At 38.1% G+C, this 13,438-nt stretch carries 6 protein-coding genes; 3 read left to right on the top strand and 3 right to left on the bottom strand.

Annotation, left to right across the window (positions count from 1 at the left end; translation table 11 throughout):
* Positions 1-83: 83 nt before the first annotated feature.
* Entirely contained in the window at positions 84-1,433 is a 1,350-nt protein-coding gene (locus AC3WJF_RS16005) for a C40 family peptidase (RefSeq protein ID WP_492453959.1), read from the bottom strand.
* 165 nt (positions 1,434-1,598) lie between these two features.
* On the opposite strand from AC3WJF_RS16005, the gene AC3WJF_RS16000 reads away from it, so the two are divergent.
* Positions 1,599-3,608, top strand: coding sequence for a penicillin-binding transpeptidase domain-containing protein (locus AC3WJF_RS16000; protein WP_492453957.1), 2,010 nt, complete (start codon positions 1,599-1,601; stop codon positions 3,606-3,608).
* A 57-nt stretch (positions 3,609-3,665) separates the two neighbouring features.
* Here AC3WJF_RS16000 and tagU read toward each other — a convergent pair whose 3' ends face one another.
* Positions 3,666-4,595: a polyisoprenyl-teichoic acid--peptidoglycan teichoic acid transferase TagU gene (tagU, locus tag AC3WJF_RS15995; protein ID WP_492453955.1), complete on the bottom strand. Its 930-nt coding sequence runs from the start codon at positions 4,593-4,595 to the stop codon at positions 3,666-3,668.
* A 435-nt stretch (positions 4,596-5,030) separates the two neighbouring features.
* On the opposite strand from tagU, the gene AC3WJF_RS15990 reads away from it, so the two are divergent.
* Together AC3WJF_RS15990 and AC3WJF_RS15985 are read left to right on the top strand one after the other, a co-directional pair.
* On the top strand, positions 5,031-6,578 hold the full coding sequence (locus tag AC3WJF_RS15990; protein WP_492453953.1) for an N-acetylmuramoyl-L-alanine amidase: 1,548 nt from the start codon (positions 5,031-5,033) through the stop codon (positions 6,576-6,578).
* A 207-nt stretch (positions 6,579-6,785) separates the two neighbouring features.
* Positions 6,786-11,486: an Ig-like domain-containing protein gene (locus AC3WJF_RS15985; RefSeq protein WP_492453951.1), complete on the top strand. Its 4,701-nt coding sequence runs from the start codon at positions 6,786-6,788 to the stop codon at positions 11,484-11,486.
* 142 nt (positions 11,487-11,628) lie between these two features.
* Here the strand turns inward: AC3WJF_RS15985 and AC3WJF_RS15980 are convergent, their stop codons facing one another.
* Entirely contained in the window at positions 11,629-13,293 is a 1,665-nt protein-coding gene (locus AC3WJF_RS15980; RefSeq protein WP_492453949.1) for a C39 family peptidase, read from the bottom strand.
* Positions 13,294-13,438: the final 145 nt, after the last annotated feature.

The following is a 13,438-nucleotide window of genomic DNA, read 5'->3' as shown; positions in this document are numbered from 1 at the left end:
AGTGTACATTCCACATGTACACTTTTCCAAATTGTCCACTAGTGGTGAAATTTGAATTGCGAATTTCACTCGGGCTAGTCATCCTATATTGTTTCGTACAATCTCTTGAATCCGTCGAAATGGTTTTTCCAGTAGGTTTCGTTAAGAGAGGAAATTTCTACTCCATTATCACCCGCATGGATAAATTGATTGTTACCAAGGTAGATTCCTAGATGAGAAATCCCCGCTTGATATGTATCAGTGAAAAAGACGAGATCACCAGGCTGCGGACTATTAACATAGAATGAACGAGCATAATATCCTGTACTGGCTAACCGCCCGAGTGGTACCCCTGCTTGGTTGTACACATAATAGATGAATCCACTGCAATCAAATCCTGATAAAGAAGACCCTGCCCAAGCATAAGGAGTGCCTAAAAGCTTCGTTGCAATATTGATTAAATTACTTGCCGAAAATCCATTTGTATTTCCAACTGTGGTTCCACTAGTCACATTACTTGGTGGTGGAGTCGGTGATTGCTGTGCCCCAGCTCCAACACTCAGCTTTTGTCCAACGTAAATAGCATCGGACGATAATCCATTTAATTTCTTTAAATCTGCAATCGAAATACCGAATTGAAGACTTAAAGCAGAAAGAGTGTCTCCAGCTTTTACCGTGTAATTAGCTTTTGAAGAATCATCAGGTTTGGAAGGTGTTGTTTTAGGTGTATCTTTAGTCGTATCAGTTGTCTTCGGTGTCGACGTCACATTTTTAGAAGTCGTTGTCGAAGAGGTCGACTTGCTGGAAGCAGCAACCGTGCCTTTCGATACTTGAATAATGTCCCCAGGATGAATGATGGATGTTGCTTTCAGATTATTCCAAGTAAGCAAGTCTGCTAATTTGACCTTGTTTTTACTGGCAATCCCACTAAGCGTATCTCCTGCTTTAACCTTATAGGTTTTGGCACTAGTCGAAGGCGTTGACGTCGCTGTTGTTTTAACAGAAGTTACTTTTACTGAGGATGCACTTGACTTCGCAGCTTCCTTTGTAATGGAAAGTACTTGACCTGGAAAAATAATATCACTTTTCAAGCTATTTAGCTCTTTTAACTTGCTAACCGTTGTATTATATTTATGGGCAATCGCACTTAGCGAGTCCCCTGATTTTACTTTATAAGTAGTTGTCCCTGTAGTCGTTTTTACTGGAGTAACAGTTACAGAAGATGCGCTGACCTTACTAGCTTCTTTTGTAACTATAAGAACTTGTTTTGGAAAAATAGTATCATTTTTTAATTTATTCCACTCTTTTAGCTGATTTATCGTTGTGTCATATTTATTGGCGATGCCCCAAAGTGAATCGCCTGATTTTACCTGGTACGTAGAGGCAAATGCCTGCGAGGTGAATGCGGAAGCAATCATCGTGGTGGCAGCAACCGACACAATCGTTTTTTTCACGTCAATATTCCCCCTTTTTTCATCTATTTCCTTATTATTCTACCAAAATCTACGGAGCTTTGTACCCCTTTTATCTGAGAATGTGACAAAAGTCTGATAAATTTATCCGAATAATACACTCCACATTTTGTATAATAGAGATAGAGGGAAAGAAGGAGGTATATTTTGAAAAAAATAAGTATAATCGTAGCCATGTTGTTCATTGCCATAGGTATATTATCCGCCTGTCAAAAAGAAGTTTCACCTAATGACAGATTAAAAGAATATGTGAAGCTTTGGGACAAAGGTAATTTTAATAAAATGTATAATGATTTTCTTACCTCAAGCAGTAAAAAGGAATACAACACAGCGGATTTCGTTGAACGTTATCCTAAAATATACAAGGACCTAGAAGTAAAAAATGTAAAAATCACATATAAAGCGCTCAAAGAGGATGCGTTTAAGAAAAAGGATAAGGTTGGTATTCCAATCCACATTGCCTTTGATACAATGGCAGGCAAAGTTCAATACGATACGAAAGTGGCACTGCTAAAGGAAGAAAGGGATAAAAAATCAAGTTGGTATATCGACTGGAAACCAGAGTTGATTTTACCCGGTCTCACTAAAGGCGATAAAATTGTTCCCACCACAGAGGATCCGAAGCGTGGGGAAATTCGTGACCGCAATGGACAAGGTCTAGCTGTGAACGGAACTGTATATCAAATCGGTGTCATCCCGGAAAAAATGGGTGGCCAAGAATCCACGGTAAAGAGCAAGCTAGCCAATTTATTGGGTCTTTCCGTCACAGAAGTTGACCAGAAACTAAACGCTTCTTGGGTTAAACCGAATTTGTTCGTCCCTATTAAAAAAATTGCGACGAACAATGAGAATCTATTAGCGAAACTATACCAACTTCCTGGTGTCGACAAGCAAAACACTACAGGAAGAGTCTATCCATTTGGAGAAGCGACCGCACACTTGATCGGTTATATCGGCTCCATTAATGCGGAGGAGTTAAAAGAAGAACAGGGCAAAGGCTATACAGAAAGTAGCGTGATTGGAAAAAGAGGACTAGAGCAGCTCTTCGAGGATCGCCTTCGCGGCAAAGCTGGTGCCAAAATCACGATCCAAAAAGCGGACGGAACGGAAAAAGTGGTGGCGGAAGAAGAAGTGCAAAATGGTGAAAACATCGAAATAACTATTGATGCAAACCTACAAGAGAAAATCTATAATCAAATGAAGGGAAATGCCGGAACAGCAGCAGCAATTCAACCTACTACAGGTGAAGTCCTATCTTTAGTGAGTTCCCCGTCGTTTGATCCAAATGATTTTGTCTTAGGGATGCCAGATTCAGAATACACAAAGCTTGAAAAAGATCCGCTGCAGCCGTTAATCAACCGCTTTGCATTGTCTTATGCACCAGGTTCCTCCATCAAACCAATTACAGCGGCCATAGCCTTGCAAAATGGAACACTAAAACCGAATTCGACGAAGAATATCATTGGTAAGTCATGGGGCAAAGGTGGCAGTTGGGGAGATTATACGGTCAGCCGTGTTCATATAGAAAATGGTGCAGTAAGTCTAGCCGATGCAATGATGTACTCTGACAACATTTACTTTGCACAAACCGCTCTCGATATGGGGGCAAACAAATTTATACAAGGCTTGAAGGATTATGGCTTTGAGGAACAATTGCCTTTTGACTATCCATTGAAAAAATCACAAATTTCAGCAGACGGAAAACTAGATCGAGAAATTTTACTTGCTGATAGCGGATATGGTCAAGGACAAGTGCAAATGAATATTCTACACTTAGCTGATACCTACACAACCTTTGTAAATGATGGGAATATGATCCAACCTTACTTACTCCTAAATGATAAAAAGTCACGAGTTTGGAAAGAAAACGTGATAAGCCCTGAAACAGCAAAAACCGTAGCAGGACTGCTCCGCAAAGTTGTAGCAGATCCACGTGGAACGGGTCATGGAGCAGATCTTCCAAATGTCGCTTTAGCAGGGAAAACTGGTACCGCAGAATTAAAAAGCTCCAAGGATGAAAAAGGTAAAGAAAACGGATTTTTCGTAGCATACGACCAAAATCAGAAGAATCTATTAGTCGCCGTCATGGTCGAGGGTGTAGAAAAAGGTGGCGGTAGTCATCTAGTTGTACAGAAAGTGGCGAAAATATTTAAATGAAAACAGGGGACGGTTCTCTTGTTTCCTTTTAGGAAACAAGAGAACCGTCCCCGCGTTTCATTTCAATTCGAGATGTTTTCTTAGTTTTTTGGAAATAGCTAATCTTTCGGATTCCGGGACAATATAGTACCAAATTTTATTGATTATTTGTCCTTCTCCACTAATTTGCATTTCATGAATATTATTGCGCAAGTCTTTATAATTGCTTTGGATGTCTACCATGTCCTTAAAAGTTAAATTGGTTTTCACATTTTTCGCTAAAGCTTCTAAAATATCATCATAGTTCCACAAGGACGAAATGCTAGCCCCTTTCTCGAGAAGGGAATCAATTATTTGTCTTTGTCGCATTTGACGGCCGAAGTCACCGCGCGGGTCATCATGACGCATCCGTGAATATTTAAGAGCTTGCTTGCCGTTTAATTCTTGAACACCAATAGGAAAAGTTTCTCCACCAGCCGTGAATTCTAAGTCATTATTAACGGTTACACCATCAACCGCATTAACCACGTCTTTGAATCCTTCCATATTGACCTTTATGTAATAATCAATCGGAATATTTAAGAAATGTTCTACAGTATCCATAGACATTTCCACATCTCCAAAAGCATAGGCATGGTTAATTTTATCAACAGTTCCTTTGCCGATAATTTCGGTTCGGGTATCACGCGGAATGCTTAGCATGTCGATTGATTTTTTATTAGGATTTACCGTCATAACAATCATCGTATCAGATCGCCCTTTATCATGTGGACGCTGATCAACCCCAAGTAGGAGAATCGAAAACGGATCTCGTTTTTTGATCGTGACTTGCTTCGTCCGCTTCACAGGATTTTCCCGTTTTTCAACAGGTTTATGGATGGAGGTAATCGTTTTGTGGACAGACTGATAAACCATATAAGCATATGCACTTCCAGCAAATAGGAAGACAATCATCGTACTGAATAAAATAGTCAACCAGATTTTTTTAGTATTTTTTTTAAGTTTCATTTGTTTTTCTCCTCTAGACTTTTTATTTTGCTTGTCGAATAACAAATCATTGGAGGTTTTTGTTTTACTCTTATGTTGTGATAGTTGGGAGTAGAACTTTTTTACGGAGTGAATTAGTCCTATAGCAAATGATTTATTTTATAGTGAAGTATTATGAACCATGCCATATAAGCATACATAAATCAGTAATTTATGCGAATTTAAAAAATTCTGTCCATACCAATATACCAATTTTCGATACGGATTGACAATCATTTTGTAACACTAACAGGTAAATAGACCTAGGTGGAACACGGGGGTGAAACATGGGGACGGTTCTCTTGTTTCCTTTTCGGAACAAGAGAACCGTCCCCATGTTTCGAAAATTTTTCCAAAAAAAACCTAAAAATATGATAAACTATGACATGAAAAGATAAAAAAGAAGGGGGGTTAGTAATGGTGAAATTTCGAAAACTATTTATTTGTCTCTTAAGCTTGTTTCTATTTTTTCAGATAACGGGAAGCACAGGCTATGCGGCGACTAAATCTAATTATTCGTCTTATAAAGTAAATGCAAATTCGCTTTATATTCGAAAGGGACCGAGTGCCCATTCTTCTTCTATTGGTTCAGTAAAGAAGAACCAAACAATAAAGGTATACAAAATCAAAAATGGCTGGGCACATATGTCCTATAGAAAGTTAACAGGCTATGTTAGTGCAAAATATTTAAAAACTATTAAAATATCAAGTACTAAGGCAAAGCCAGAGCTATTGGACCAACGCACTGTAAGAGTGGACATTCTCAATGTTCGCATTGGCCCAGGAACCAAATATAAGAAAATTGGTAAGTTAAAGAAAAATATGAAGGTGACTGTCACGAAGACTAAAAATGGTTGGGCATACATAACATACGGGAAATTAAAAGGATATGTGAGTACCACCTTTTTGAAACCGGTTAAGACATCCAGCACCAATAAAAAACCAAAACCGAGTACTTCGAAGTCAAGCAACTCAAAACCGAGCAATCCAAAACCAAGTGATCCAAAACCGAGCAATCCAAAGCCAAGTGATCCAAAACCGAGCAATCCAAAGCCAAGTGATCCAAAACCAAATGATCCGAAACCACCTGTAATTAATCCGGAACCACCGAAAGATCCGAATGACACGGAGCCTGATTCTTCCACTGATCCGTCTGGAAATAATCCAGATCCGGCGGATAATCAGAATGGCGATAACACTTCTCCACCTGGTAATAAAGAGGAAAAGCGAATGGTTACGACGGATGAATTAAATGTTCGTCAAGGTCCTGGAACCAATTACAAAGCAATAGGAAAGCTGAAGAAAGATACCGTTGTAACCGTTACGAAGATTGTTGGAGATTGGGCATATATAACTTCTGAAGCATTGCAAGGGTATGTTAGTATTGCTTATCTGAAAGAAGTTGGAGCCAAAATTATCGTGCTAGATGCGGGACATGGAGGAAAAGACCCAGGAGCAAGTGGAAATGGAATTGTGGAAAAAAATCTTACATTGTCCGTTGCAATCCGAGTTCAAAAACTCTTGGAAAAATCGGGAATACAAGTAGTGATGACGCGTACTGGGGATACTTATCCTACATTAGATGAGCGTGTTAATATTTCAGCAAAATCGCATGGAGATGCCTTTGTTAGTATTCATGCAAATGTTGCTGATTCCAGCACTGCACAAGGGACAGAAACCTATTTCTATTCCGGCGGTGACAAACAAAGAGCAGATCAAAGCAAGAAACTAGCTGGATTCATCCAAAACCGGTTATACAAAGCGATAGATACAAAAAATCGTGGTGTGAAAAGTAATGATTTTCGTGTCATTAAAAATAATCCATTACCTGCTATATTAGTAGAGTTAGGGTTTCTTTCAAATCTAAGCGATGCAAAAAAGCTAAAATCGAATACTTATCTGGATGTTGCAGCACAATCTATCTATTCAGGTATTCTTGATTTTTATAAAGAGATAGGAAAATAGCATTTAGGACAGTGGTTTTTTATCACTGTCTTTTGCTTTTTTATACTTGTTACTAGTTCATTAGTCCTATTTATTTAATAGTTTGAATTGTGGTAAATTTTAATATGACTAGTAAAATTACCCTGTAAGTTGTAAATTTACTAGAATCCGAGAGAGGAGGCTGTAGGTGTCGTTTGTCTGTATATTATAATGATAGGGGGAACATTAGTGAAGATTATCAGAAATTTTAAAAAAGCGCTAATAATCACGCTTGTATTTCTTGTAGCTCTTTCTAGTGGATTCTACAATGCTGGGTCAGCAAAAGCCAGCCAGCTTAATGTAGATCAGTTTAGAAAACATGGGAAAAGTGTGAAACTTCAAGATTCATTAAATAAGAAATACAAAGACTCAGATGTTGTCAGAGTAATTGTCGAACTAGATGGCAAACCAGCCATTTCTTATGCAACACAACAAGGTGTTAGATATAAAGACTTATCGAAATCAAAACGAGCGGACCTACAAGCGAAAGTAGATTCAGAGCAATCAACTTTCTTATCTCGACTAAAATCAAATAAAATACAATTAAGCGTTGAAAATAAGTTTACAACCGTGTCAAACGGGATAAGTGGTAAGATTAAATATGGAAATATCAATCAATTAAAGAGATTGCAAGGTGTTTCCAATGTTTATATTGCTAATGAGTACAAACGTCCTGTAGAAAAGCCAGACATGATTACAAGTAAAGGCCAAGTTCAAGCTCAACAAACTTGGAATTTAGGCTTGAAAGGCGAAGGTATGGTGGTAGGTATTATCGACACAGGTATCGATTATACCCATCATGATATGGTGTTATCATCAAATACAGAAGGAAAACTTACCCAATCCACCGTAAATGATCTAGTAAGTAAAGAAGGTCTCCCAGGAAAATACTTCACTTCTAAAGTGCCTTATGGCTATAATTACGCAGATAGAAACAAGGATATCATTGACAAAGGAACTGGCGCGTCTATGCACGGGATGCATGTGGCGGGAATTGTCGGAGCTAATGGCGATGAAAGTAATGGCGGCGTGCAAGGTGTTGCACCAGAAGCGCAGCTTTTAGCTATGAAAGTTTTCTCTAATGACCAAGGCAATCCATCTACATATGGTGATATTTATATTAAAGCGATTGACGATGCTATTAAGCTTGAAGCAGATGTCATTAATATGAGCTTAGGTTCACCTGCCTCCTTTGTAGCACCGGATGACCCTGAACAACAAGCGGTTCAAAATGCAGTTGATAATGGCGTACTTATGTCTATTTCAGCTGGAAATTCTGCATACTTTGGAAGCGGTTATGCTAATCCATTAGCATGGAATCCAGACATAGGTATGGTCGGTGCTCCAAGTGTTGCAGATGCATCTATTTCTGTTGCCTCTGTTGAAAATACAGATATACAAATGGATCAAATAGAATACGACATTGAAGGTACAAAAGGTACGGCAGGATACATGTCTGCAAGCAGTACAAATCCCAATGATTTAAATCAAAGAATATTTGATATAGCATATGGTGGAAAAGGAAACCCAGCTGAATTAGGTAATAAAGTAAAAGGAAAATATGCATTAATTCAGCGTGGAGATCTGAATTTTGTCGATAAAGCAATCAACGCTCAAAAGGCAGGTGCGGTTGGGGTTATTATTTATAACACGGCACCAGGCTTTATCAATATGGCTTCAGACCCGTCTATTACCATCCCACAATTGTTCTTACAACAAAGTGATGGTGAGAAGCTTCAGCAAGCGCTTGCTGACGGCAAGCCAGTACAAATTACTTTTAAAGATGAGAAGATTCAACTTGCTAATGCAAATGCAGGAAAAATGAGTGATTTCTCTTCTTGGGGTATTACACCAAGCTTAGATTTCAAACCAGAAATTACGGCACCAGGTGGACAAATTTACTCTACGTTTAATAACAACACATATGGATTAATGAGTGGAACATCTATGGCGGCTCCACATGTATCAGGTGGATCTGCGCTAGTACTTGAGGCAATACAAAAGAAATTTCCAAATCTGCAAGGTGCAGATAAAGTAAAAAGAGCGAAAACTCTTTTAATGAATACTTCAAGCCCTATCATTGATCCGGATGGGACAACTTACTATTCTCCGCGTCAACAAGGTGCAGGGATTATGCAATTAGCGTCTGCTGTAGAAACTCCTGTATATGTTACACAAACGGGAACAAACGAAGGGAAAATAGCTTTAAAAGAAATAAAGACTGACAAGTTTACGATGAGTGTAACGGCTACAAACTTCGGAAAAGACGAAGTTACGTATAATGTCGGTGCTAAGGTTCTAACGGATGCGTTGGCAAAGAATGAAGTTCAATTTGCTATGCAAGATCAAGAAATAAAAAATGCGCATGTGACCTTCAATAAAGATACAGTTACACTTAAACCAGGTGAATCAAAAGAAATAACGGCAACTGTTGACTTAACTGCCGCAAATGGCGCACTTAAAGATCTAATGCCAAATGGATATTACGTAGAAGGGTTCATTACTTTAACAAGTACAGAAAAAGTCCCAGTACCAAATCTTTCCGTTCCATTTGTTGGCTTTAAAGGCGATTGGAATGCGGCTGATATTCTAGATGGCATGATCTATGACGATGATAGTTTCTATGGTTATTCTGGAATGGTAGATGAAGCTGGTAACTATTTAGGTGATAACCCAGTTACATGGGATGATGACGAAAACAAGATCGCATTCTCTCCTAATGGCGATGGAAACAGTGATACGATTGCACCTATTCTATCCTTCTTAAGAAATAGCAAAACGGTAGAATACAGTATTGTAGATAAGGACGGTAAGCAATTACGAAAGCTGCATACCGACTCTGATGTTTATAAAGATTACTTTGATGCTAGCCGTGGCGAGGAAAGCATGTTCACGTATAATCCATCATTAACTTCATGGGATGGAAAAATCAATAATAAACAAGTGGCAGATGGAACGTATTATTATCAAATCAAAACACAAATCGATTATCCTGGAAAAGCACCTCAAGTGAAGAAGATTCCAGTTATCGTCGATACAAAGAGCCCAGAGTTCCAAAGCATCTCGTATAATAAAGGTACAAATAAAGTTTCATTTACAGCAGCCGATGTTGATAATGGTAGCGGAATCAATTATTTTGCCATTGCAGTAAATGGTAAGCTGGATGGATACGCAGCAGGTTCTGATAAAACAAGCAGTTATGAATATACGATTAAACATAAAGTTCCCGACGGTTCAACCATTGCTGTCATTGCCTTTGACTATGCAGGGAATTCAGCTGTGAAACTTTATGGAGAAAAAGGAGATTATCATGGTCCTGATATAATGGTAACTTCTCCAGAGAATCTATTCAACGCAGCATATAATGAAAGAACAGTAGATTTTGCTGGTTATGTAACAAATGCTTTTGATATCAAAGGCTTAGTTATAAAAGGGGACGCAATCAAAGGATCTGTCGTGAATGTGCCACTGCAATGGGATAATAATGAACAAGCATACTATTTCGACACTCCTATTACGTTCACTAAAGACGGTGTCCATGATATTAATGTGACATGGACAGATGGTCAAGGAGAGCACGATGGCTTCACACGCCAAGTTATCATTGACAGTACTGCGCCAACGATTGCTGTAAAGGGCCTTCCGGCAAATAATTATGTATCTGATAGTACAAATAGTATTAAGCTAACAGCGACTGTTGGGGATAACTTTGATCAAATGATCTTCAAAGTTAATGGAAGTGAAGAATATACTCATGATGTTGACTCACAATTAAATATGGTACCTTTAAGTCATGATGTGAAATTAACGATTCCATTAGAGCATGGAAAAAATGAAATTGAGTTTACAGCAGAAGATCTTGGTGGAAATGTTACAACTAAAACAGTAACGATCTTTAAAGGGGTACAATTGGATAAACCAATGGTGAATCCTGTAGGAGATAATGATACAAAAGTTACTGGCTCCGCTGTAGCAGGAGCAACTGTTTCGGTTAAAGCCAACTCTAAAGAAATCGGTAAAGGTACAGCAGATAAAAATGGTAAGTTCTCTGTAAGTATTGCGAAACAAAAGGCGGGCACTAGCCTTGAAGTAACGGCTTCTAAAGAAGGACTTTATAGTCAAGTGGTAACGGTGAAAGTTCTAGACAAAACACCGCCAGCTGCACCGAAGGTAAATAAAGTGTCTGATAAAGACAAGAAGGTTACCGGAACGGCAGAAGCAGGCTCCACAGTTACGGTATATGCAGGAAAAACAAAACTTGGCTCAGCAAAAGCTAACAGCAAGGGAGCATACTCTGTAACGATTAAGGCACAAAAAGGTGGAACAAGTCTATCTGTAACAGCAACAGATAAAGCAGGAAATGTAAGTAAGGCAACTGTTGTAAAAGTAGCAGGTACTACACCGCCAGTTGCACCAAAAGTAAACAAAATTACAACAAAAACAACCAAAGTAAAAGGAACAGCAAAAGCAGGTACCAAAATTACAGTCTATGCTGGCAAAAAGAAATTAGGAACAGGAAAAGCAGATAAGAAAGGTGCATTTTCTGTCACTATTAAAAAGCAAAAAGCGGGTACAACTTTATCAGTAACAGCAACCGATGCTGCAGGTAAAGTGAGCAAGGCTACGAAAGTAAAAGTTAGCCAAGCAGCACCTTCAACCCCAACTGTAAACACAGTAAAATCAAGTTCTAAGACTGTGAAAGGAAAAGGGGAAGTAGGCTCTAAAGTTTATGTCAAAGCAGGTTCAAAAGTATTAGGTAGTGCAAAAGTAGATAAGAAAGGCAATTACTCCGTAAAGATTAAAAAGCAAAAAGCGGGAACAAAGCTCACTGTATATGCAACAAAGAGCGGTAAGAAGAGCGCATCCAAAACTGTAAAGGTAAAAAAATAAACGCCTATACAGAAGTTGTTGAATAGCTAACAAAAACAGGACAAGAACGACGAATCGTTTTCTTGTCCTGTTCTTTTGTGGAACATGGGGACGGTTCTCTTGTTTCATTAAATGAAACAAGAGAACCGTCCCCGCGTTTTACCTAAAAATAACTTACAGCTTGATTTCCGAATTGCTGCCAGCCTTCTATAAAAGCTTTCTTTGGTAGCTTTTTATTTTTTCGTCCATCTAATGGGTCATTCACATAGACATATTTTGCATCATAGCCAGTAATAAGCACAGAATGTTCTTTATAAGTTATCTTTATTCTCCCTGTTGGAGTATACCAAGTAATCCAATAGCGGCTTGGTACATAGCTGAACCAACTTGTTGTTACGACCCAAACAGGATGACCAGCGGCTACGTAATTTTGAATATTATCAAATGATTTACCTGATAAATCGACGATTCGATTAGGTAAATATTGTTTTGCTAATGCGGTGATAGGCTGATGGTACACACCAAGACCAGGCTTACTAAAAGTATACATATTTCCGACAAATCCGAAATTAGGGTTTCCAAAATAAATTTTTCCATTTTTTACTGCATGATTGGTTGGATCTTTTTTTATCTTAGTGGCGAGTGTCATTTTATTTACCTTTACACCAGAATCACTTAACAGCATGGATAGACTAGTAACCTCACAGCCACGGGGCAATTCTGGCATTTGCCTAGTAACAGGTACTTTTAAAACTTTTTTGCTAGGTCTCTTTTTATGTCTCACGGTTACTTTTGTTGCTTTGCTTTTATTCCCTGCCTTATCGGTAGCATATATCTCAAACTTTGTTTGTTTGGCATGAAGTGGGATTCGATAACGAAATGTCCCGGAAGCACTAGCATTTACTGTACCGTATAACTTTTTGTTTTTTACAATATAAACTTTTGCCTTTGCTTCTGTCTTTCCTGTAATAGCAAATGACTTATTCGTAATGCTATTTATTTTCGGTGTCTTTGGTGGGATTTTATCCACAACGGTTACTGTGATCGTTTTACTCTTCTTCCCTCTACTATCCATCACATAGGCAGAAATTCGTGTCCCGGCCGTTAATTTCGCTTTTAAAGGCATTTTAAAAGACGGTGAGTTTTGTAGACTTATAGATTGCCATTTTCCATTTAGTAACAGAAAGACTTTGCTTCGCAGTTCAGCCGTCCCGGAAATAGTCGTACTTTTATTAGAAATTAAATTTACATTTGGGGGGCTTGGGGCTGGTGCATCCAAAACCTTGATATATGTACTGTTTTTTATATTATCTTTTATGGAAATAACCTTGATAATACTTCCTGTAGTAATAGAAGGTGGCAACGTAAATTCGAAGTTACCATTTTGACTATTAAATGCAACTAGTTTTAATTGCTGATTTCCAATATAGGCCTGCACACTGGAGCTACCGATTGCACTCCCCTTCATTGTTGTTTGCTTATTATTGGGAATAACGACAATCGGTGGCTGATAGATGATAGATTTGCTATCGGTATAGCCATTTTGATCCGTAGCCGTAATGGTTAAAACGGACGATGTTTCAATAGGTTGATTGAAATGAATCGTAAATAATGTGTTCTTTGTAACATTTGCTTCCCCAATTATATTATTTTCCAGACTGATGGTTATCTTCCCAGAACCTGAATATGTTCCAGTAAGTTGATTACCATCTACCTCTTCAATACTTAAAGCATCCTTTTCAGCAGCACTAGACATTAATAAGGATGGAAAAGAATTGAAGAGGAAAGTCAGGAATAAAATAATTGTTAATTTTTTCACTTTTTTCATCATATATCCTCCTTTGTTAATATTGTAATATAACATGGAAAAAATGGGAGGAAAAAAGTTCAATTAATCTTGAAAACTTTTATTTTGCACAATAATGTAGTTTTATTATTTTGAATATTTATAATTTAATGTATAATTTACTATA

This window comes from Heyndrickxia sp. FW510-T9 (assembly GCF_058781025.1).
The sequence above is the reverse complement of the archived record's forward strand: the minus strand, read 5'-3'. Positions and strand labels throughout refer to the sequence as shown.